Raw genomic sequence first — 21,739 nt, 5'->3', positions numbered from 1 at the left:
TCATGGACTTTTTGCTCGGGTTGTTCAGTAGGGTCACGGGGAACGAGGAGCTGGCGCGTCTGTTGTTCATCGCCTCGATCGGTTTGAGTACGGTGCTTGCGGTCGTCGCCGTGATCTTGCTGATGATGGGGCTTCAGGATCCGGTGCAGCGTCGTCTGGCGCTGATCAAGCGTGGACATTTAGGCAACACCGCAGGGCAGGAGGCTCCGGGTAATCTGCAACTGTTGCTGGAGCGGGTCGGACAGCGCTTTGGCTCGGCCGAATCGGCTCAGACGTCTGTCACCCAGACCCTGTTGATACATGCGGGGTACCGTTCCTCGTCGGCGGTGCAGATGTACTGGGCAGTGCGCTTGATGTTGCCGCTGTTATTGATCGGTATTACGTTGCTGCTATTGCCGATGATTCCCAAGATGTCCCTGATCATGGGGCTGCTGTTGGTGGCCATGGCGGCCGGTATCGGATGGTTGGTGCCAGCGCTGTATGTCGCCAAGCGTAAGCAGTTGCTACAAGGTCGGTTGCGTGCCGCGTTTCCGGATGCGCTGGATCTGATGGTGGTGTGCGTGGAGTCGGGCCTGGCCCTGCCCTCGACCATCGAACGGGTGGCTGAGGAGATGTCGGTCAGCCAGGTCGAACTGGCTGAAGAACTGGCCCTGGTCAATGCGCAAATCCGTGCGGGCATTTCCAGTACCGAGGCGCTCAAGCAACTGGCCCTGCGCACTGGTCTGGATGATGTACAAGGGCTGGTCAGCCTTTTGGCGCAGAGTATCCGCTTTGGTACCAGTGTGGCCGATACCCTGCGCATCTATGCCGACGAGTTCCGTGACCGGCGTACGCAGGCCGCCGAAGAGATGGGGGCGAAAATCGGCACCAAGCTGATATTCCCACTGATTTTCTGTCTGTGGCCGAGCTTCTTCCTGGTCGCTATCGGCCCTGCCATGATCGGGGTGTTGAGAGCATTCGGGTGAGGTAAACGACCGGAGGCTGTCGAGCGCGATGGCCTTTTCCCCCCGAGCCTGATCTGCACTTTCCTGTCATGGATCTACACATTTCCCGCAGGCTGCGATGATTTGATTCCGAGGACCCAGGCAATTCGTTGCCTGGGTCCTCGGAATCAAATCATCGCAGCCTGCGACCGTTCCGGGGTAGTCCGGCCAGGGTTGAATAATGTGTAGAGACCACTGCTTTCCTGCACACGACATTAAGCCCGGCTTTGCAGCCAGGCTACTCTGGACTACGCCAGAGGCTGATCACCCATCGACATGCCTCAGTTGCTGGTGCTCATTTCTCCCGCTGCATCCTGGTCAAAAAATTCCGGAATCGGGTGGTTGAAGCTGTTCAGCCAGCGCTGCATGGCCAGGTCACGTTCAGTGGCCGAAGCGGTTTGCAGGTGAGGGGAGGCAACCACACCGCGAATCTGCAGTTGCAACCACTGCTCGGTGCCTTGTTGATACGGCGAAGAGGGGCCCGGCTCAATGGCCCAGGCAGTGGTGGACAGGCACGCCATGCACACGATCAAAAGTCTTTTGGTCTTCATCTCGACTCCTCGTACGTTCTACTTGATTGCACTGGAAGAGGCATCGGCTACCTCAGTCCGGCGATTCCCCTCGGAAGCCACCACCTTGTTGGCGGAGGCCTTGAGTTTTTCCGCGCGGGCCTGAGCCTCCGCAACTTGCTTGGGGCTCAAGTCGGCGCGGGTCACGAGTTCGGAAGCCGCCTTCCAGTTATCCTGGTAGATCAGCAACGTCACCATATTGAGTGCCGCCAGTGTGTTTGCCTGCTTGAGTTCCATGGCGGTCATGAACTCAAAACGCGCTTCCGGGATCCGTCGCTGATTGAGGTAGACGACCCCCAGGTCATTGCGCATCTTGTCGTCGGTGGGGGCCATCTTCACCGCACGCTCAAGGTGAAGGGTTGCGGCGGCGTTATCATTTTTGGCTGCGGCCAACTGGCCCAGACCATGTTCCCCATCAGCCGCCAGGCAGGTGCGAAGCAAGCTTTCGTACAACGGCGCCGCCTCGCTACGCCCCATCAAGCGCAACACCCGGGCCTTGCGCAGGCGAACCTGGACCAGACTGTCAGGCAAACCTTCAAGATTCGCCAGACTGGCATACAAACGACCTTCGTTGGCCATGTTGTCGGCCAGGTTTAGGGCCAGCTCTTGCTCCGAAGCGGGCTTGGCACATTCAGGCGGTCGCGAAGACACACCGTTGGACGCACAGCCCGCGAGCATCAATGTCGCTGTTATTGCAATGACTGCTTTCATCGAATGTCCTCTGGCTACAACACTTTGAACGCCCGGCCAATGGCAATAAATCTGGCCCGACAAGCGTTCAAGGTCACCGTTACGAGTGAGGGCGAGACGCGTCTGGTTCAGGTCATGGCTCATTGCGAGAGCCCGCTGAGACTGTCGAAGTCACCATTTTCGAGGAAGAACATGCGGTAGAAGTTCGGGTCGTAATTACGCAGTTGCTCTCCTGGCAACGACGGCAGTTTTGCGTTGACAGCCAGTGGCTGGACCAGGTGAGGGGTGACGATCATCAACAGTTCACGCTCTTCACGATTGATGGAGTTGTCGCGAAAGAACGCCCCCAGAATCGGGATATCACCCAACCCCGGAAACTTGTTTATCTGGGAACTGTTGCGGGTGCTGATCAGGCCGCTGATGACGAAGCTTTCGCCGTCGGCCAGGGAGATGCTGGTGTCGGTACGGCGTATGGTCAGCGCCGGAACGATGGTGCCGGCGATGCTCACAGCGTTGGTGAAGTCCAGTTCACTGACTTCCGGTGCCACCTTCAGCGCGATACGGTTTTTCCCGACGATGGTAGGTGTCAGGGTCAGGCGGATACCGAATTCCTTGTACTCGATGGACACGTTATCGCTGCCTGAACTGGGCACGGGAATCGGCACTTCACCACCAGCGAGGAAGCTCGCACTCTGCCCACTGAGCGCTACCAGGCTTGGTCGTGCCAGGGTGTAGGCGAAACCGCTGCCTTCCAGCGCGTTGATCGACACTAGAGTATCGCTGGACAAAAAGGAGAGGTTGAACATGTCGTTGTTCACCGGCAACGACGGCCTGACAATGCCGTCGATGGTGGGCAAGGTCCTCGGCGAGCCGAACAGGAAGTTGCCTTGGCGACCAAAAATCGAGGCATTGGCTTCCTTGAGTTTGGTCCGGCTGACTTCAACGAAGCGGATGTCGGTTTGTACCTGGATCGGCAACAGCGGGTCTTCTGAAGGTATTGTCGAGACGCTGGTCAGCGCCGCGGTGGCCTTACCCTTGACGAACACCATGCTTTGGCGCGGCGTTTTCGAACAGGCGGTCCAGACCATCAGGCTGGTGGTCCCCGGTGCAACGCCCGTGAGTATGAAGGCGTTGTTGCTACTGTTTGCACTGGATTGCACGTCGGCAATTTTCGGGTCACCCACCGCCAGTTGTGTTATCGGAACGGGGCTGCGCAATTCACTTTGCAGCCCCTGGCCGACCTCATACGTTGTCGGCCAACTGTCCAGTTGCGAACAATTGTTCGGCGCGGCCTGAGCCGCATTCACGCTGAGGCCTGTCCAGAACAGGCCATGGATGATTCGCTTGAAAGCGGGCACGGGACGAAGGCTCATTTAATACATCCTCACTGGATAGGCCATCTTTAGGCTGACTGATTTGTCACGGATCACTTCACGGGGACCGGACTATCCCCCCCAATGCGTCAGGCCACTTGTCCATGGCCTTGGTGTTATTCCTTAAGTGCTACACACGAGCGGGCGCAATTCGCTGATCTGCCTGGACAGCGAGCGACCTTTGCTAATACGGTTTTTAGTGATCCGGTTACCTGGACTGCCCGCCTGAGCGAAACGTGCGGCTATGGACGGTACTGTCCGCCGACCTGGCTCCCCCGGAAAGTAATCGGCAATGAAGGTACAGAGCCGGAAAACGCCTGACAGGATCATAGAGAGGTAACTCCTTTTGCCTATTCACCATCTGATCACTGAAGCTAACGTGAAAACTCGAGCCGTTATGACTTCTTATTGCTTGACGTTAGTTCAATCAAACCAAAGTGCCATGATTTTTTAAAAAAACCACGGGTGCAAAGGCTGGAGAAAGGCGGGCGGGTGAGCGGTGCGGGCAAGGTCGTAGCGCAGTGCGGTTGCCCGATATTGACGGGTTATGCTGAGTGTCCAGTCCGTAGAACCGTACGTTCGGTGGTGTGAGAGGACGGCGGCTATGAAGCCGCCTCCTGCTCGATTCACGCGTATTTACATCGACAAAATCAACCGACCGGCAAACAGGATCAGGATCACCCCCATGCTCCGCTCGAACCAGTGCCCCAGGCGCATGAACAGCAACCGCACCCTGCTGCTTGAAAAGAACAGCGCAACGATGACAAACCACAGTGCGTTCACGAAACACATCCAGAGACCGTATAGCGCCTGAATCTTGAGTGGTGTGGTGGTGCTGATGATCGTGGTGAAGATTGCCAGGAAAAACAGTGTCGCCTTGGGGTTGGTGGCATTGGTCAGAAACCCGGTGGTAAACGCTTTTAGCAGTGTTTGCTCGACCATCGGTTCGTCTGTATTTTTTTCACCCTCCGGCATGGATTTGGGTTGGCTGCGCAGCAGGCTTACGCCGAGGTACAGAATGTAGGCGCCGCCCACAACCTTGGCCACGGTCAACAGCCAAGGCGTGGTGTGCATCAATGCGCCGACGCCGAACAGGGTGTAAAGCACATGCACGGAAATGCCCGCACCGATGCCCAGCGCGGTACAGATCCCCACCCATCGACCGAAACGCACGCTCTGGCGGATGGTGACCGCAAAATCCGGTCCGGGGGCGACGACGGCCAGAAAGTGGATAGTTGCCAGCGCCAGGAACTCGCCCAGGTAATTCGAAAGTTGCATCTCAACTCCAGAAGGTAAGGGGTGATGCATTGCCGCGATAGCCGACAAAGAATGAAAGGCTCAAGCGAGGATCGGCCACGCCCGGTGTCACCGAGTGCATGCAGCGTGAATTGAACATGATGAAATCTCCCGGATCTGGACGAATCTCCAGAGTCGGCGGGCCGAGCAGGGACGGATCGATGCCGTAACTGTCGCCGCGCATGTCGTCGAACTGCTCCGGGGAAATATCGTCGTCCCACATCTGCAGCGCGCCGCCCTCGATCGGCATGTTGAGGTAAACATTGCAGGCGAACTGCGACTCCAGACTTCGCGCCTGGAAACTGTCCGGGGCATCCTTGGCGAAAATGTCGTGATGGGCCAGAAAGCACACACCGGGTTTCACTACCCGTGAAAGCCCGACGTACATCTTGCGACCGTAGAGATTTTCCAGGTGCGCACCCGCCGGCCAGGACTCGTCGAGCATGCAGCGCAGGGTGTCTACCGGGGACGAGTAGGGCGCACAGCGACTGCGCAACTCCGCGATGTTGCGGGTGGCACGCTCGAAGTAATCTTCGATCAGGAGCGGCTGGTTTTCCGCTTCATAAAACGCCATGCCGATGCGACCGATACTCGGCGCGTTGATGTAACCCTCGAAGCCAGGGGCGAGGATCTTGTCGCCAATCTGAATCGCCAGCGGTCGGGGCAGAAAGCCTTTGACGCGGACGGCGAGGACTTCTTCGTTGGCCAGTTTTTTTATGCACGTCTCATCGAGACGCTCGACGTCAAGCATCATGTCTTAGGTCCATCTATCAGATAGTCAACAGAACCCGCGAACGCAGGTTCCCCCGGCGTCAGGCGATGACAGGAACGGCATCGCCCAAATGCTCAATCCACGCTGTAGTGGACTGACAGCGTTCCCTTCTTCAGTGAAAGGGAAGCGATCGTGACCGTGCCCAAATCCTTCAGGCTGCGTACATGGGTGCCGCCACAGCCGTAGGCGGGCAGTTCACCGAAACCGATTTCCCGGGCGCCTTCACGCATCGACGTCAGGCGCGGCAGATCATGGGCGATCCACTGCTCGATGCCGTGCTGAATCATCTCGGCATCAACCTCTTTTGCCGACTCTGCCGGTTTGAATTGCACGCGTCCTTCGCCCGGCCAGTGATGAGCCTTGATCGGCATCCAGCCCATGGCCTGGACGAAGTGGCCGATCAGGTGGCCGGCGGAATGCATGCGTGAATTGAACTGGCGGCGTTGTTCGTCGACCCGAATCTGAGTCATGCCCGGTTTTACCGGATGGTCGACGAAATGAATGATCCGGTCCGGATCCTGAACAACCCGCAGGACTCGACTTTCGCCAATCCAGCCGGTGTCAAAGGGCTGTCCACCGCCCTGGGGGTGAAACAACGTGGCGCGTAGCACCACGGCAAATTCGTTCTCGTGGGGCGTGCAATCCTGGACTTCCACATTGGCCTTGAGGTCATCACTATGGAAAAAGAGGCGAAGCGTCATATTCCATGCCCTTATTAACAATTCTATTTTTTATTATATGAAGCGTGGAATTGCGTGATAATCCGTTCAAACATCAAAGGACTATTGCGCTGTGAGCATAAATCTTCCACTACCGCTGCTCGGTGAAATGGCGATCTTCGTCAAGGTTGTCGAGACCGGCAGCTTCTCCGAGGCTGCTCGACAGTTGGGTTCTTCTCCCTCGGCGGTCAGTCGCAGCATTTCGCGTCTGGAGAAGGCGCTCGCCACCCGTTTGCTGCAGCGAACCACGCGCAAGCTGCGTTTGAGCGATGGTGGCGAAGAGGTGTTCAAGCGTTGCCAGGAGATGGTCAGCGCCGCCAAGTCGGTGATGGAGATCAGCGGTCAGTTCACCCATGAAGCGGAAGGACGGGTACGCGTCAGTGTGCCGAAGGCGGTGGGGCGTTTCGTGATTCATCCGCATATGCCGGAATTTTTGCGTCGCTATCCCAAAGTGGATGTAGAGCTGTTACTTGAGGACCGCGAGGTGGATTTGATCGACGACAACGTTGATCTGGCGATTCGTATTACAGATCGGCCACCTGCTGGACTGGTCGGTCGGCAATTGCTCACCATCGATCACATGCTCTGTGCAACGCCGCAATACCTGGCCGAACACGGCACACCGACCCATCCCCATGACTTGCTCAACCACAGCTGCATTTATCTGGGCGAAACGCCGAGCGATGCACGCTGGAAATTCAAGAAAGGCACCAAGGCTGTCACCGTTGGCGTGCGCGGACGTTATGCAGCCAATCACACTGGCGTGCGGTTGGGCGCAGTGTTGCAGCACATCGGAATTGGCAGCCTGCCGTACTTCACCGCGCGTTATGCGCTGGAGCAGGGGCTGATCGTGCAGGTGCTGCCGGACTGGACCTTTCTGGCGTCCTACCACGGCGGTGCCTGGTTGCTGCATTCGCCAACCCGGTATTTGCCACCGAAGTTACGGGTGTTGATCGACTATCTGGTGGAGTGCCTGGAGAAGGAACCAACGCTGAGCAAGCCGGGTAAGCCAAATGCGTTGGGCAGGGGCGCTGCAGAGTATGAGTTGCCCGAGAGTGATGGGTTATTTTAACTGGCCTCTTCGCGGGCAAGCCTCGCTCCTACAGGGGATTGTGGACAACCTGTAGGAGCGAGGCTTGCCCGCGAAGGCGTCCTCGGCAATGTCACAAAAAAGGCCCGCATGTTCAACCATGCGGGCCTTTTGCATTTCTGACCGAGGATCAGTGCTTGCTGTCGTCTTTCGACATCGCCAGCAGCTGTTTTTCCTGGTTCCAGTCAAACGGTTCGTCGTTTTGTTCAGCTTCGAAACGACGTTCTTCCAGCGCCTGATACAAGTCGATTTCATCGTCGGGCATGTAATGCAGGCAGTCACCGGCGAAGTACCACAGCAGGTCGCGCGGGACCAGGTGGGCGATTTGCGGGTAGCGGGTGATCACCTGGCACAGAATGTCCTGGCCCAGGTATTGGCTTTCGATCGGGTCGACCGGCAGCAACGCACGCAGTTCGTCGAAGCGCTCCAGGAACAAGGCATGGCTTTCTTCGGGAACCTGTTCGGCCTCACCTACGGCGACCAGGATGCTGCGCAGGTGGTCGAGCAAGACAAGATGATCGGCAACGACATTGGACACGAGATAAGTCCTCAAGAGCAAAACGGGCGCGGGAGTATAAAGCGCCCGCGCCCATTTTTACAGGTGGAAGGCACATGGTAAGCGGGATCAGCGGACCTTTCCTTCGCCCAGCGCCAGTTCCTTTTTGTCGAAATCATCGACATCAATCACCTTGCGCCGCGCCGCTTCGGCGTCACGCAGGGTCTGCGCTTCCCTGGGCTGCAACACGCCAGCTTCAAGCGCTGCATCGATGACGTGTTCCCCGGCGACCGGTTTGACCTGGCCGCTTTTGAGCGCGACATGAAGCTTTTTGCGCAGCGGTTGCGTGGCACTCAGCAGGTTACACGCATGTTGCAGGGCGCCAACCGGGTCATCAATGGATTGCGGCCGGTAGCAACCGCCGAGCAACTCTTCCAGGGTCGGATCGCCCTTGGCGCGGCCGATCACCGTCGCCACTTCGGCGCCGAGTTTGTCCGATGGCCCTTTGTGACGACGACCGAACGGGAACACGATCACCCGCAACAGGCAACCCAACACTTTGTTCGGGAAGTTGCTCAGCAGCTCATCCAGTGCTCGTTCCGACTGCCCCAGGCTTTCTTCCATGGCCCAGGTAAACAGCGGTGCCATGTGCTCCGGCGAATCGAGGTCGTGGTAACGCTTGAGTGCGGCGGAGGCGAGGTACATGTTGCTGAGCACATCCCCCAGACGTGCCGACAGACGTTCGCGTCGTTTCAATTCGCCGCCCAGCAGCATCATGCTCAGGTCGGCGAGCAGGGCGAACGCAGCAGCCTGGCGATTGAGGGCGCGGAAGTAACCCTGGCTGAGCTTGTCGCCTGGCGCGTGTTCGAAGTGACCGAAACCAAGGTTCAGCACCAGCGTGCTGGCGGCGTTACTCACGGCGAAACCGATGTGCTTGAGCAGCAGACCATCAAATTCGGTGAGTGCCTGATCCTTGTCTTCACGACCGGCGAGGGCCATTTCCTTAAGTACGAAGGGATGGCAGCGAATCGCACCCTGGCCGAAGATCATCAAGTTGCGCGAGAGAATGTTCGCGCCTTCCACCGTGATGAAAATCGGTGCGCCGTTCCAGCTGCGACCGAGGTAGTTGTTCGGCCCCATGATGATTGCCTTGCCGCCATGAACATCCATGGCGTGGCTGATGCACTCGCGGCCGCGTTCGGTGAGGTGATACTTGAGAATCGCCGACAGCACCGATGGCTTCTCGCCCAAATCCACCGCATTGGCCGTGAGCATCCGCGCGGCGTCCATCATCCAGGCGTTGCCGCCGATACGGGCCATCGCTTCCTGAATACCTTCGAAGGCCGACAGAGGAACGTTGAATTGTTCACGGATCTGAGCGTACTGGCCGGTCACCAGACTGGTGAACTTGGCAGCGCCAGTGCCGACCGCTGGCAACGAAATCGAACGCCCGACCGACAGGCAGTTCATCAGCATCATCCAGCCTTTGCCGAGCATTTCCTGGCCGCCGATGAGGTACTCCAGCGGTACGAACACATCCTTACCGGAGTTCGGGCCGTTCATGAATGACGCGCCCAACGGCAAGTGTCGGCGACCGATTTCGACACCGGCGGTATCGGTCGGGATCAACGCCAGGCTGATCCCCAGGTCTTCCTCCTCACCCAGCAAGTGATCCGGGTCGTAGGCCTTGAACGCGAGGCCGAGCAGAGTGGCGACAGGACCCAGGGTGATGTAACGCTTTTCCCAGTTCAGACGCAGGCCCAGGGTTTCCTTTCCTTCCCATTCACCTTTGCAGATCACCCCGGTGTCGGGCATGGAGCCCGCATCAGAGCCGGCCAGTGGGCCGGTCAGTGCGAAGCACGGGATGTCATCGCCGCTCGCCAGTCGTGGCAGGTAGTGGTTGCGTTGCTCGTCGGTGCCGTAATGCAGCAGCAGTTCGGCCGGGCCGAGGGAGTTGGGGACCATCACGGTAGAGGCAAGGTCGCCGCTGCGGGTCGCCAGTTTCATCGCCACCTGGGAGTGGGCATAGGCGGAGAAACCTTTGCCGCCAAACTCCTTGGGAATGATCAGGGCAAAGAAGCCGTTTTCCTTGATGTAGGCCCAGGCTTCGGGAGGCAGGTCCATGGTTTGACCGATCTGCCAGTCGCTGACCATGGCGCAGAGTTCTTCGGTCGGGCCGTCGATGAAGGCCTGTTCCTCTTCGCTCAGCTGTGCTTTTGGATAGGACAGCAGTTTGTTCCAGTCCGGGCGACCGCTGAACAGTTCGCCGTCCCACCACACCGTGCCGGCATCGATTGCATCGCGTTCGGTTTGCGACATCGGTGGCAGGGTTTTCTGGAACCAGTTGAACAGCGGCGCGCTGAAAAATTTGCGGCGCAGGTCGGGCAACAACAAGGGCGCAGCCACGGCCGCGATCAACACCCAGAGAATCAGCAGCAACCAGCCTGGCGCGCGGCTGAAAGCGCCCATCGCCACCACGTAAACGGCAACGACGCACAGGGCCGGCAGCGGGGCGACACGACGGTGGGCTAAATAAGCAATCCCGACAACCAGAACCAGTATCCACAACAGCAGCATATTTAATCCTCCGTGAAACCAAGGCAAAACCAACTTTCAGAGCTTAGACGGCATCCGCAAAACAGGGTGGTCAGAGCGATGTGATTGAAATCGTGGGAAACCATGGATGAGTTTTGTAGGCCCGGTGGGCAACAGGCCGGGGAAATCGTTCGTTGGGCGGGCGGCAAAGCGCCCATGTTTGGCCGAAACGTCGTTATCTCTGTGCTGAACGTGTCGCTAGACTCGTGGCTTCTCCAGGAGATTGTTCTCATGCACGAGTATCTGAGTCCCGGCCGCTTCATCGATAGTGACCACCTGTCGGTGGTGGAGTTCGCCGAAAAACATCGCGGCAACAGTCGCGATCCTCTAGAGCAGGCGATCAATCTCTATTACGCCGTGCGCGAAGCCGTGCGTTACAACCCTTACACCTTCAGTCTCGACCCGAATACCTTGCGCGGCAGTTATGCGCTGGCAGCGGGGGAGAGTTATTGCGTACCCAAAGCCACGCTGCTGGCCGGTGCCGCCCGGCATTGCGGGATTCCTGCGCGGATCGGTCTGGCGGATGTGCGCAATCATTTGTCAACGCCACGGTTGCTCGAGTTGCTCAAGAGTGACGTGTTCGCCATGCACGGTTATACAGAGCTTCACCTGAACGGCCGCTGGGTCAAAGCCACGCCAGCGTTCAACCAAGGCTTGTGCGAACTGTTCAATGTCGCACCACTGGAATTCGACGGAATCAACGACAGCGTTTTCCATCCGTTCAATCGCGACGGCGAGCAGTTGATGGAATACCTGATCGACCACGGCCAGTTCACCGACGTGCCTGAAGCGTTCTTTTTCGAGCACCTGGAGAAGTGCTATCCGCATCTGTTCCGCGACCAATCGCCCGTGCTGCTGGGTGACATGCAGAGCGATTTGAGTCGCGCCTGATCCGGCGTATGCTGCCTGCGCATTCATCCATAAAGAGGCGGTCATGCTGAAGATCTGGGGTCGGAAAAACTCGTCGAATGTCAGAAAACCTTTGTGGGCCGCCGAGGAGCTGGGCCTGGCTTATGAAGCCATCGATGCCGGCGGCGCCTTTGGTGTAGTCGATACGCCGCAGTACCGCGCGATGAACCCTAATGGCCGCGTGCCGGTAATTGAAGACGAGGGTTTCGTGCTGTGGGAATCCAACGCCATCGTGCGTTACCTGATGGCTCGCCACGCCAACGGCACGGCCTGGTATCCAGAGGATCTTCAGGCTCGGGCTTCTGCCGACAAGTGGATGGACTGGACCACTTCAAGTTTTGCCGGACCGTTCCGCACGGTGTTCTGGGGCGTTTTGCGTACCCCGGAAAGTCAACAGGACTGGCCCGCAATCAATGCCGCGATCAAGGAGTGCGATGGCCTGCTGTCCATGGCCAATCAGGCGCTGGCGACCCAACCGTACCTGTCCGGCAATGAGATCGGCATGGGCGACATACCTCTGGGCAGTTTCATTTATGCCTGGTTCGAGATGCCGATCAAGCGCGCACCGCAGCCTAATCTGCAAGCCTGGTATGCACGCTTGAAACAGCGTCCGGCGTATCAAAAAGCGGTTATGACCGCGTTGACTTAATACTCACTATCGACACACTTGACTGTACTTGTGTGGCGGCGACAAGCACCATTGCGCTCGTGCGCCGCGGTTGTATTCGTCGCCGCCCGCCCTTATTTGTCTCTTTCTTCCCTTCTTGGTGCGTAAATCCGATATGAGTTCCGCTCTGTCCATCCGGCAGCTAACCAAAACCTACGGCAACGGTTTCCAGGCCTTGAGTGGTATCGATCTGGACGTCGCCGAAGGTGACTTTTTCGCCTTGCTCGGCCCCAACGGTGCCGGCAAATCCACAACCATCGGCATTCTCTCGACCCTGGTAAACAAGACCAGTGGGACGGTGAATATTTTCGGTCACGACCTGGACAAGAATCCTGCGCAGCTCAAGCGCTCCATCGGCGTAGTGCCTCAGGAATTCAACTTCAACCAGTTCGAGAAAACCTTCGATATCGTCGTGACCCAGGCCGGTTATTACGGCATCCCGCCGAAAATCGCCAAGGAGCGTGCCGAGCAGTACCTGACCCAACTGGGCCTGTGGGACAAGCGCGATACGCCGTCGCGTTCACTGTCCGGCGGCATGAAGCGTCGACTGATGATCGCCCGTGCGCTGGTTCACGAACCGCGCCTGCTGATCCTCGACGAACCGACGGCGGGTGTGGACATCGAACTGCGTCGCTCGATGTGGACGTTCCTCACCGAGCTGAACAAGAAAGGCATCACCATCATCCTCACCACCCACTACCTGGAAGAGGCTGAGCAGTTGTGCCGCAACATCGGCATCATCGATCACGGCACCATCGTCGAGAACACCAGCATGAAACAGTTGCTCGGCCAACTGCATGTGGAAACGTTCCTGCTCGACCTCAAAAACACTGTGCAAACCGCGCCGCAGTTGCTCGGTTACCCGACCAAGCTGCTCGACAGCCACACCCTTGAAGTTCAGGTCGACAAGGCCATGGGCATCACCGCGCTGTTCACCCAATTGGCGCAGCAGAACATCGAAGTGTTGAGCCTGCGTAACAAAACCAATCGCCTCGAGGAGTTGTTCGTGTCCCTGGTGGAGAAAAATCTGTCGAAGGTGGCGGTATGAGTTCCGAGCTGCAACCCAACCTCGTTGCCCTCAACACCATCGTTTACCGAGAGGTCAAACGCTTTACCCGGATCTGGCCGCAGACGCTGCTGCCGCCGGCCATCACCATGGTTTTGTACTTCGTGATCTTCGGCAATCTGATTGGCCGGCAGATCGGCGACATGGGTGGATTCACCTACATGGAGTACATCGTGCCGGGGCTGATCATGATGTCGGTGATCACCAACTCCTACGGCAACGTGGTCTCGAGTTTCTTCGGCAGCAAGTTCCAGCGTTCCATCGAAGAATTGATGGTGTCGCCGGTGTCGCCGCATACGATTCTGATCGGCTACACCCTGGGCGGCGTGCTGCGCGGCTTGATGGTCGGGCTCATCGTGACCCTGCTGTCGCTGTTCTTCACCCAATTGCAGGTGCATCACCTGGGCGTGACCATTCTGGTGGTGGTGCTGACGGCGACGATCTTCTCGCTGCTGGGCTTCATCAACGCCGTGTTTGCGCGCAACTTCGATGACATCTCGATCATCCCGACGTTTGTGCTGACACCGCTGACCTACCTGGGCGGGGTGTTCTACTCGATCTCCTTGCTGCCACCGTTCTGGCAGACCGTGTCCCTGGCCAACCCGGTGCTGCACATGGTCAACGCCTTCCGTTACGGCATTCTTGGCGTTTCGGACATCAGGATCAGCGTGGCGATCACCTTCATGCTGGTGGCGACCGTGGTGTTGTACATCGGTTGCGCACGGCTGCTGGTCAGTGGCCGCGGGATGCGTACCTAAGGGAGACCGAGTCGCTTTCATCGCGGGCAAGCCTTGCTCCTACAGGTACGGTAGCGCCCTTGTAGGAGCAAAGCTTGCTCGCGATGACGTAAGCCCCGACACCGCAAAATGAACGGCCTCCCACTGTGGAGGCCGTTTTGCGTTTACTGCATCCGTTTTTTCTGGCGCCGCCGCCACTGCCGTCCTACCCACCAGCGCCAATACATCATGGTCAGGCAATAGGCGAGCGCGCCGAGCACCAGGCCTGTCACCACCGAGCCGAGTAAAAACGGCTGCCAAAGCGTCGAGAGTTCGCCGCTGATCCATTCCCAGGTCAGCTCGTCCGGCAAATGGCGGGTGGGAACGTCCATCAGCCAGGCACCGGTCTGGTAAGTGCAGAAGAACACCGCCGGCATGGTGATCGGATTGGTCAGCCAGACCAGGCTGACCGCAATCGGCATGTTGCCGCGCACCATGATGGCGAGAATGGCGGCGACCAGCATCTGCAACGGAATCGGCAGGAACGCCGCGAACAGACCCACCGCCATGGCCCGTGCGACGGAATGGCGGTTGAGGTGCCAGAGGTTCGGGTCATGCAGCAGGGTGCCGAGAAAGCGTAAGGACTTGTGTTCCCTGATGCTGGTCGGGTCTGGCATGTAACGTTTGAATAAGCGCCGGGGCATAAGGCTTCTCGGTCGGTTAAGGCGGCAAGTATGTCTGGATTCTATGAGCCGCCTATTCAGACTTTGTGACAATTAATAACGATGCCTGTGCGATTAGCCGGCTATGCCTAGGAGGGGACTCTCAAGGACGGGCGTATGCGCACAGGGATGATGGCGCTGGCGTTGGGTCTGTTGATCCTGCGTTTTTTACCGGTATTACCGCCGGTCTGGTTATGGATGTTGCTGCCGGTCATCGGTTTGATGTTGCTGCCGTTTCGCAGCTATCCACTGGCATTTTTGCTGTTCGGCTTCAGTTGGGCAGGCGCGAATGCGCAGTGGGCGCTGGATGATCGGCTGCCGATGAGCCTTGATGGCGAAACCCGTTGGGTCGAAGGTCGGGTGACGGGATTGCCCCAGAACAATGAGGCCGTCGTGCGTTTCGAGTTGGCGAACGCCCGGTCGCGACACGGCAAGGTGCCGCAATTGATGCGCCTGGCCTGGTATGACGGGCCGCCGGTCAACAGCGGCGAACATTGGCGACTGGCGGTCAAGTTGAAGCGTCCTGCGGGGCTGCTCAACCCCCATGCCTTCGATTACGACGCCTGGCTGTTGGCGCAACGCATCGGCGCGACCGGGACGGTCAAGGCTGGCGAGCGGCTCAAGGAAGCCCAATGGGCCTGGCGCGACGGCATCCGTCAGCGCTTGCAGTCCGTGGATGCCCAGGGGCGAACGGGAGCGCTGACGGCGTTGGTGCTGGGGGATGGCGCCGGACTGAGTCGCGAAGACTGGCAGGTGCTGCAAGACACCGGCACCGTCCATCTGTTGGTGATTTCCGGACAGCACATCGGGTTGTTGGCGGGGCTGGTGTATCTGTTGATCGCCGGGTTGGCCCGTTATGGCCTGTGGCCCAAACGCTTGCCTTGGCTGCCGTGGGCCTGTGGACTCGCGTTCGCGGCGGCTCTCGGTTATGGGCTGCTGGCCGGTTTCGAGGTGCCGGTGCGGCGGGCCTGCGTGATGATCGGTCTGGTGCTGTTGTGGCGCCTGCGATTTCGTCACCTCGGCGCCTGGTGGCCGCTGTTGCTGGCGCTCGACGGTGTTTTGCTGCTGGATCCGCTGGCGAGTCTGCAACCGGGTTTCTGGCTGTCGTTCGCGGCGGTGGCGGTGTTGATCTTCACTTTCGGTGGTCGGCTGGGCCCCTGGCGTTGGTGGCAAACCTGGACTCGCGCCCAATGGCTGATCGCTATTGGCCTGTGCCCGTTGCTGCTGGTGCTCGGGTTGCCGATCAGTCTCAGCGGGCCGGTGGCCAATTTGCTCGCCGTGCCGTGGATCAGCCTGGTCGTGCTGCCTCCGGCATTGCTGGGGACGTTGTTTTTACCCCTTCCTTACGTGGGCGAAGGGTTGCTGTGGCTGGCAGGAGGTTTGATCGACCTTTTGTTCAAGGGCCTGACGCTGATGGCCGGGTACTTGCCCGCGTGGGTGCCGGTGGCCATCCCGTTGTGGATATGGGCACTCGGCACACTCGGTGCCTTTCTACTATTAATGCCTCGAGGTGTGCCGTTTCGCGCGTTGGGTTGGCCGATGCTGCTGTTGCTGGTTTTTCCGCCCCGGCAAGTCTTGCCTGAAGGCATCGCCGAAGTCTGGCAGCTGGATGTCGGTCAGGGTTTGGCCATCCTGGTGCGTACCCGTCATCACGCACTGTTGTATGACACCGGGCCACGTTTCGGCGATTTCGACCTGGGCGAGCGGGTGGTGCTGCCAACATTACGCAAACTGGGGGTGGAGGGGCTCGATTTGATGTTGATCAGCCATGCCGACGCCGATCATGCGGGCGGCGCCCGGGCCGTTGCCAATGGCCTGCCGGTGAAACGGGTGGTCAGTGGCGATCCCCTGGCGCTGCCGGCCGAGTTGCAGGCAGAAGGCTGCGAGAGCGGCAAGCAATGGGTCTGGGATGATGTGAGGTTCCAGCTCTGGCAATGGTCTTCGGCCAGCGACAGCAATCAAAAATCCTGCGTCCTGCAGATAGAAGCCAACGGTGAGCGTCTGTTATTGACCGGTGATATAGACGCCGTAGCCGAGCGGGCACTGCTCGACAGTCCACTGGCCGTCACCACTGATTGGTTGCAGGCACCGCACCACGGCAGTCGCAGTTCATCTTCCATGGCGCTGCTTGCCGGGCTGCAACCCAAAGCAGTGTTGATCTCCCGCGGTCAGGGAAATTCATTCGGTCATCCCCATCCCACGATCATGGCGCGCTATCGAAAACGCGGCATATCGATCCATGACAGCGCCGAGCAGGGTGCCATCCGTCTGCAACTGGGACGCTTCAAGCCGCCATGGACGATGCGTCAAGAACGGCGTTTCTGGCGCTCTGCGCAGTAACCCGGAGTGATTAAACACCGACTGGATGCGACATCGCGGTCTTCGGTGCGCTCACCCCCTATGTTAGAGTGGCGCACTTTTTCGAGGGGACTGTCACTGTGTGGGAATTGGTCAAATCCGGCGGATGGATGATGATACCGATCATTCTGAGTTCCATCGCAGCCATGGCGATCGTCGCCGAACGTCTCTGGACCCTGCGAGCCAGCCGTGTGACCCCGGAGCATTTGCTCGGGCAGGTCTGGGTCTGGATCAAGGACAAACAACTCAATAAAGACAAACTCAAGGAACTGCGCGCCAACTCGCCGTTGGGCGAGATCCTGGCCGCTGGCCTGGCCAACTCCAGGCATGGTCGCGAGATCATGAAAGAGTGCATCGAAGAGGCCGCCGCGCGGGTCATCCACGAGCTCGAACGCTACATCAACGCGTTGGGCACCATCGCCGCCATGGCCCCGTTGCTGGGTCTGCTGGGTACGGTGCTGGGCATGATCGACATTTTCAGCGCGTTCATGGGCACGGGCATGGGTACCAATGCTGCGGTGCTGGCTGGCGGTATTTCCAAAGCGTTGATCACCACGGCCGCGGGCCTGATGGTCGGTATCCCGGCGGTATTCTTCCACCGGTTCCTGCAACGCCGGATCGATGAACTGGTGGTGGGCATGGAGCAGGAAGCGATCAAACTGGTCGAGGTGGTACAGGGTGACCGTGATGTCGACCTGAATGGGGGCAAAGTGTGAAATTCCGCCGTAAACCGCGGGAAACGGTAGACATCAACCTCGCGTCGCTCATTGACGTGGTGTTCATCCTGCTGCTGTTTTTCGTGGTCACCACCACGTTTACCCGTGAAACCCAGTTGCGCGTTGATCTGCCGGAAGCGGTCAGTGGTTCCCCTGCCGAAGACCAGCAAGTCAAACACCTGGACGTTGCCATCAGTGCCGAAGGCGCCTTCTCGGTGAATAATCAGGTATTGCCCAAGAACGACCTGGCGACCCTGATGGACGCGCTGCAGAAAGAATCCAGTGGCGACACCAACCTGCCGCTGTCCATCAGCGCCGACGGCAAGACCCAGCATCAGTCCGTCATCACCGCCATGGACGCCGCCGGTAAACTCGGTTTCAGCCACCTGCGCATGACCACTGTCGAGGCGGCGCCGCCCGCGCCCTGATGGCCATGTCCGATCGCTTGCTCGCCGCGTGGTACCAAGGCCATCCGGCCCTGAAGCTGTTACAGCCGCTGGAGTGGCTGTATCGGCGCGTGGTCATGAACAAGCGCAGGCGTTTTCTGGCGGGAGAGGGCGAGATCTATCAACCGCCGGTGCCGCTGATCGTCGTGGGTAATATCACCGTCGGCGGCACTGGCAAGACGCCGCTGATTCTGTGGATGATCCAGCACTGCCAGCGCAGCGGTTTGCGGGTCGGCGTGGTCAGTCGGGGTTATGGCGCCAAGCCGCCGCAATTGCCGTGGCGAGTCGAGGCGGATCAAAGCGCCGAGATCGCCGGCGACGAACCGCTGTTGATCGTCCAGCGCACCGGCGTTCCGTTGATGATCGACCCGGACCGCAGCAGCGCCGTCAAAGCCCTGCTGGCGAGTGAACCACTGGACTTGATCCTGTCCGACGACGGCATGCAGCATTATCGACTGGCCCGCGACCTTGAACTGGTGTTGATCGACGCCGCCCGCGGCCTGGGCAACCAGCGTTGCCTGCCCGCCGGGCCGTTGCGTGAGCCGGTCGAGCGTCTGCAAAGCGTCGATGCGGTGCTCTATAACGGTGCCGATGCCGATCGCGACGGCGGTTTTGCCTTCCAGCTTCAACCCACCGAATTGATCAATCTGCACAGCGGTGAGCGGCGTCCCCTCGACCACTTTCCTGCTGGCCAGGCGCTGCACGCCGTGGCCGGGATCGGCAATCCGCAGCGTTTCTTCACAACCCTCGAAACGTTACACTGGCAGCCAGTCCCACATGCGTTTGCCGACCACGCCGAATACAGCGTGCAGGCCTTGAATTTCACACCGTCATTGCCGTTGGTGATGACCGAAAAGGACGCGGTGAAGTGCCGTGCCTTTGCCGCCGCCGATTGGTGGTACCTGGCGGTCGATGCTGCGCCATCGCCGGCCTTCGTGGCCTGGTTCGATACGCAGCTGATGCGCCTGTTGCCGGCTCGTCTTTTGCCTTAAATCCATTTATCCAGGGAATGCTCATGGACACCAAATTGCTCGATATCCTCGCTTGCCCGGTCTGCAAAGGCCCGCTCAAGCTCAGCGCCGACAAAACCGAGCTGATCAGCAAGGGCGCAGGCCTGGCTTACCCGATTCGCGACGGCATCCCGGTGATGCTCGAAACCGAAGCCCGCACCCTGACCACTGACGAGCGTCTGGATAAATGACCACAGCCTTTACCGTTGTCATTCCATCGCGTTACGCCTCCACCCGCTTGCCGGGCAAACCGCTGCTGCTGATCGCCGGCAAGCCGATGATCCAGCACGTCTGGGAACAGGCGAGCAAAAGTAGTGCTCAGCGCGTGGTGGTTGCCACTGACGATGCGCGCATCGTCGAGGCCTGCAAAGGGTTTGGCGCTGAAGTGGTGCTGACCCGCGAAGATCACAATTCCGGCACCGACCGTTTGGCGGAAGTCGCCGCGAAACTGGGCCTGGCGCCCGATGCCATTGTGGTCAACGTTCAGGGTGACGAACCGTTGATCCCGCCGAGTGTGATCGATCAGGTGGCTGCCAACCTGGCCGCCCACACCGAAGCTCGCATGGCCACGCTGGCCGAGCCGATCGAAGACGTGGAAACCCTGTTCAATCCCAACGTGGTCAAGGTTGTCAGCGACCTTAATGGCTTGGCGTTGACCTTCAGTCGTGCCACGTTGCCGTGGGCCCGGGACGCATTCGCCAAAAGCCGCGAGCAATTGCCGGAAGGCGTGCCGTATCGCCGCCACATTGGCATCTATGCCTACCGTGCCGGTTTCCTGCATGACTTCGTCAGCTGGGGCCCGTGCTGGCTGGAAAATACCGAGTCCCTGGAACAGCTCCGTGCCTTGTGGCACGGCGTGCGGATTCACGTTGCCGATGCGCTGATCGCACCGCCGACCGGCGTCGATACCGTCGAAGACCTTGAGCGCGTTCGTCGCCTGCTGGAGGCCTGATGCGGGTTTTGTTTGTCTGTCTGGGCAACATCTGCCGTTCACCCACGGCTGAAGGCGTGTTGCGACAAAAACTGCGTGAAGCGGGGCTGGCCGATCAAATCGAAGTCGCCTCCGCGGGTACCGGTGACTGGCACGTCGGCAAGGCCCCGGACAAGCGCAGCCAGGCGGCGGCCAGGCTGCGCGGTTATGACCTGTCCGCCCAGCGCGCCCAGCAAGTGTCCCGCGCCGATTTCGCCACCTACGACCTGATTCTGGCGATGGACCACAGCAACCTGCGCAACCTCGAGGCCTTGCAACCGGCCAAGGGCAAGGCCGAGCTGGACCTGTTCCTGCGTCGCTACCAGTCGGAAATCGATGAAGTGCCGGATCCGTACTACGACGGCGACCAAGGCTTTGAGCAGGTGCTGGACCTGATCGAGCGCGCTAGTGATTTGCTGGTGATCGAATTGAAGGGACGGTTATGAGTTTGCAGGTCCAACCCCGGGTTTCGCTCAAGCCGTTCAACACCTTTGGCGTCGATGTTCAGGCCCGGCTGTTTGCCGAGGCTCATAACGATGCCGACGTGCGTGAAGCCCTGGCTTATGCGGTGGAGCATGACGTGCCGTTGCTGGTGATTGGCGGTGGCAGCAACCTGCTGCTGACGGCCGATATCCAGTCGCTGGTGCTGCGCATGGCCACCCGTGGGATTCGCATCCTGAGCGATGATGGCAGCAAGGTCGTGATCGAAGCCGAGGCCGGCGAGCCTTGGCATCCGTTCGTGCAGCACACCCTGGTGCAAGGTTTGTCGGGCCTGGAAAACCTCAGCCTGATTCCCGGCACCGTCGGTGCGGCACCGATGCAGAACATCGGCGCCTATGGTGTGGAGATCAAGGACGTGTTCGCCGGCCTGACCGCGCTGGATCGCCAGACCGGCGACTTGCGGGACTTCACCCTGGAAGAATGCAACTTCGCCTACCGCGACAGCCTGTTCAAACAGGAACCGGGGCGTTGGTTGATCCTGCGGGTTCGTTTCATCCTGGACCGCGCCGCGCACCTGCATCTGGAGTACGGCCCGGTGCGTCAGCGCCTGACCGAGCAAGGTATCGATCACCCGACCGCCACCGATGTCAGCCAGGCGATTTGCAGCATCCGCAATGAAAAGCTTCCGGACCCGGCAGTGCTCGGCAATGCCGGTAGCTTCTTCAAGAATCCGTTGGTGCCAGCGGCGCTTGTCGCGCAACTCAAAGGTGAATACCCGGATCTGGTGGCCTACGCGCAACCCGACGGGCAGATGAAACTGGCGGCGGGGTGGCTGATCGAGAGGGCCGGCTGGAAAGGGTTCCGTGACGCCGATGCCGGCGTGCATAAATTGCAGGCGTTGGTGCTGGTCAACTATGGCAACGCGACCGGTCTGCAATTGCTGAACCTGGCGCAACGCATTCAGAAAGACATTTCGGAACGTTTTCATGTCGACCTGGAAATGGAGCCCAATCGGTATTGAGGCTACGCTTTCAAGACGGATCTAAAAGCCCTGCACACGTTTAACGGTGCAGGGCTTTTTTGTTAATGCTGGGTTAACTTAGCCACCTAACGATGCAAACGTTTGCTCCACCAA

The 21,739-nt window shown here is 59.2% G+C and carries 23 protein-coding genes; 14 read left to right on the top strand and 9 right to left on the bottom strand.

Features of this window, described 5'->3' with window-relative positions; genetic code table 11:
• The first annotated feature begins 2 nt into the window (after positions 1-2).
• The gene (locus PMI27_RS14890; RefSeq protein ID WP_008152417.1) at positions 3-965 is read left to right on the top strand and encodes a type II secretion system F family protein; all 963 of its coding nucleotides are present in this window, start codon (positions 3-5) and stop codon (positions 963-965) included.
• Positions 966-1,264: 299 nt separating this feature from the next.
• On the opposite strand, the gene PMI27_RS14895 is transcribed toward PMI27_RS14890, so the two are convergent.
• The 6 genes from PMI27_RS14895 to PMI27_RS14920 form a co-directional block, all read right to left on the bottom strand.
• Positions 1,265-1,534, bottom strand: coding sequence for a DUF3613 domain-containing protein (locus PMI27_RS14895; protein ID WP_008152415.1), 270 nt, complete (start codon positions 1,532-1,534; stop codon positions 1,265-1,267).
• An 18-nt stretch (positions 1,535-1,552) separates the two neighbouring features.
• Positions 1,553-2,263 (bottom strand): hypothetical protein, encoded by a 711-nt coding sequence (locus PMI27_RS14900; protein WP_008152413.1) that lies wholly within the window; start codon positions 2,261-2,263, stop codon positions 1,553-1,555.
• Positions 2,264-2,382: 119 nt separating this feature from the next.
• Positions 2,383-3,615: a type II and III secretion system protein family protein gene (locus PMI27_RS14905; protein ID WP_008152410.1), complete on the bottom strand. Its 1,233-nt coding sequence runs from the start codon at positions 3,613-3,615 to the stop codon at positions 2,383-2,385.
• A 636-nt stretch (positions 3,616-4,251) separates the two neighbouring features.
• Positions 4,252-4,893 (bottom strand): LysE family translocator, encoded by a 642-nt coding sequence (locus PMI27_RS14910; RefSeq protein ID WP_008152406.1) that lies wholly within the window; start codon positions 4,891-4,893, stop codon positions 4,252-4,254.
• Position 4,894: 1 nt separating this feature from the next.
• Positions 4,895-5,665 carry a 2OG-Fe(II) oxygenase gene (locus tag PMI27_RS14915; RefSeq protein WP_008152404.1) on the bottom strand — a complete coding sequence of 257 codons (771 nt, stop codon included), beginning with the start codon at positions 5,663-5,665 and terminating at the stop codon, positions 4,895-4,897.
• Positions 5,666-5,757: 92 nt separating this feature from the next.
• Positions 5,758-6,384 carry a hypothetical protein gene (locus PMI27_RS14920; protein ID WP_008152402.1) on the bottom strand — a complete coding sequence of 209 codons (627 nt, stop codon included), beginning with the start codon at positions 6,382-6,384 and terminating at the stop codon, positions 5,758-5,760.
• 91 nt (positions 6,385-6,475) lie between these two features.
• Between PMI27_RS14920 and PMI27_RS14925 the strand changes: the two genes are divergently transcribed.
• Positions 6,476-7,474: a LysR family transcriptional regulator gene (locus PMI27_RS14925; protein WP_008152401.1), complete on the top strand. Its 999-nt coding sequence runs from the start codon at positions 6,476-6,478 to the stop codon at positions 7,472-7,474.
• 148 nt (positions 7,475-7,622) lie between these two features.
• On the opposite strand, the gene PMI27_RS14930 is transcribed toward PMI27_RS14925, so the two are convergent.
• Together PMI27_RS14930 and PMI27_RS14935 are read right to left on the bottom strand one after the other, a co-directional pair.
• Positions 7,623-8,030, bottom strand: a complete 408-nt coding sequence (locus PMI27_RS14930) for a PA2817 family protein (protein ID WP_008152400.1) — start codon at positions 8,028-8,030, stop codon at positions 7,623-7,625.
• Positions 8,031-8,117: 87 nt separating this feature from the next.
• Complete coding sequence (locus tag PMI27_RS14935; RefSeq protein ID WP_008152398.1) at positions 8,118-10,565, bottom strand: acyl-CoA dehydrogenase; 2,448 nt, start codon at positions 10,563-10,565, stop codon at positions 8,118-8,120.
• A 249-nt stretch (positions 10,566-10,814) separates the two neighbouring features.
• Between PMI27_RS14935 and PMI27_RS14940 the strand changes: the two genes are divergently transcribed.
• The 4 genes from PMI27_RS14940 (at position 10,815) to PMI27_RS14955 (ending at position 13,983) form a co-directional block, all read left to right on the top strand.
• Positions 10,815-11,474, top strand: a complete 660-nt coding sequence (locus PMI27_RS14940) for a transglutaminase-like domain-containing protein (RefSeq protein ID WP_008152396.1) — start codon at positions 10,815-10,817, stop codon at positions 11,472-11,474.
• Between the two features lie 43 nt (positions 11,475-11,517).
• Positions 11,518-12,141, top strand: a complete 624-nt coding sequence (locus PMI27_RS14945) for a glutathione S-transferase family protein (protein ID WP_008152394.1) — start codon at positions 11,518-11,520, stop codon at positions 12,139-12,141.
• A 133-nt stretch (positions 12,142-12,274) separates the two neighbouring features.
• The gene (locus PMI27_RS14950; protein WP_008152392.1) at positions 12,275-13,207 is read left to right on the top strand and encodes an ABC transporter ATP-binding protein; all 933 of its coding nucleotides are present in this window, start codon (positions 12,275-12,277) and stop codon (positions 13,205-13,207) included.
• On the top strand, positions 13,204-13,983 hold the full coding sequence (locus tag PMI27_RS14955; RefSeq protein ID WP_008152390.1) for an ABC transporter permease: 780 nt from the start codon (positions 13,204-13,206) through the stop codon (positions 13,981-13,983). Before PMI27_RS14950 ends, PMI27_RS14955 begins: the two co-directional genes overlap by 4 nt.
• 143 nt (positions 13,984-14,126) lie before the next feature.
• Here PMI27_RS14955 and PMI27_RS14960 read toward each other — a convergent pair whose 3' ends face one another.
• Positions 14,127-14,645: a DUF2062 domain-containing protein gene (locus PMI27_RS14960; RefSeq protein ID WP_008152388.1), complete on the bottom strand. Its 519-nt coding sequence runs from the start codon at positions 14,643-14,645 to the stop codon at positions 14,127-14,129.
• A 135-nt stretch (positions 14,646-14,780) separates the two neighbouring features.
• Here PMI27_RS14960 and PMI27_RS14965 point away from each other — a divergent pair, with 135 nt between their 5' ends.
• The 8 genes from PMI27_RS14965 (at position 14,781) to murB (ending at position 21,625) form a co-directional block, all read left to right on the top strand.
• Complete coding sequence (locus tag PMI27_RS14965; RefSeq protein WP_008152386.1) at positions 14,781-17,003, top strand: DNA internalization-related competence protein ComEC/Rec2; 2,223 nt, start codon at positions 14,781-14,783, stop codon at positions 17,001-17,003.
• Between the two features lie 98 nt (positions 17,004-17,101).
• A complete protein-coding gene (locus tag PMI27_RS14970) occupies positions 17,102-17,737 on the top strand; it encodes a MotA/TolQ/ExbB proton channel family protein (RefSeq protein WP_166675897.1) in 636 nt (211 codons plus the stop codon).
• Entirely contained in the window at positions 17,734-18,165 is a 432-nt protein-coding gene (locus PMI27_RS14975) for an ExbD/TolR family protein (RefSeq protein WP_008152382.1), read from the top strand. Before PMI27_RS14970 ends, PMI27_RS14975 begins: the two co-directional genes overlap by 4 nt.
• Positions 18,165-19,175 carry a tetraacyldisaccharide 4'-kinase gene (gene lpxK / locus PMI27_RS14980; RefSeq protein ID WP_008152380.1) on the top strand — a complete coding sequence of 337 codons (1,011 nt, stop codon included), beginning with the start codon at positions 18,165-18,167 and terminating at the stop codon, positions 19,173-19,175. The genes PMI27_RS14975 and lpxK overlap by 1 nt, the downstream gene beginning before the upstream one ends.
• A gap of 23 nt (positions 19,176-19,198) precedes the next feature.
• The gene (locus PMI27_RS14985) at positions 19,199-19,384 is read left to right on the top strand and encodes a Trm112 family protein (RefSeq protein WP_007945752.1); all 186 of its coding nucleotides are present in this window, start codon (positions 19,199-19,201) and stop codon (positions 19,382-19,384) included.
• Positions 19,381-20,145 (top strand): 3-deoxy-manno-octulosonate cytidylyltransferase, encoded by a 765-nt coding sequence (gene kdsB, locus PMI27_RS14990; RefSeq protein WP_008152377.1) that lies wholly within the window; start codon positions 19,381-19,383, stop codon positions 20,143-20,145. The genes PMI27_RS14985 and kdsB overlap by 4 nt, the downstream gene beginning before the upstream one ends.
• The gene (locus PMI27_RS14995) at positions 20,145-20,609 is read left to right on the top strand and encodes a low molecular weight protein-tyrosine-phosphatase (protein ID WP_008152375.1); all 465 of its coding nucleotides are present in this window, start codon (positions 20,145-20,147) and stop codon (positions 20,607-20,609) included. The genes kdsB and PMI27_RS14995 overlap by 1 nt, the downstream gene beginning before the upstream one ends.
• On the top strand, positions 20,606-21,625 hold the full coding sequence (gene murB / locus PMI27_RS15000) for a UDP-N-acetylmuramate dehydrogenase (protein ID WP_008152373.1): 1,020 nt from the start codon (positions 20,606-20,608) through the stop codon (positions 21,623-21,625). Before PMI27_RS14995 ends, murB begins: the two co-directional genes overlap by 4 nt.
• Positions 21,626-21,739: the final 114 nt, after the last annotated feature.

Source organism: Pseudomonas sp. GM41(2012) (genome assembly GCF_000282315.2).
In the GTDB taxonomy this organism is placed as follows: domain Bacteria; phylum Pseudomonadota; class Gammaproteobacteria; order Pseudomonadales; family Pseudomonadaceae; genus Aquipseudomonas.
This window is presented reverse-complemented; position numbering and strand designations above follow the sequence as displayed.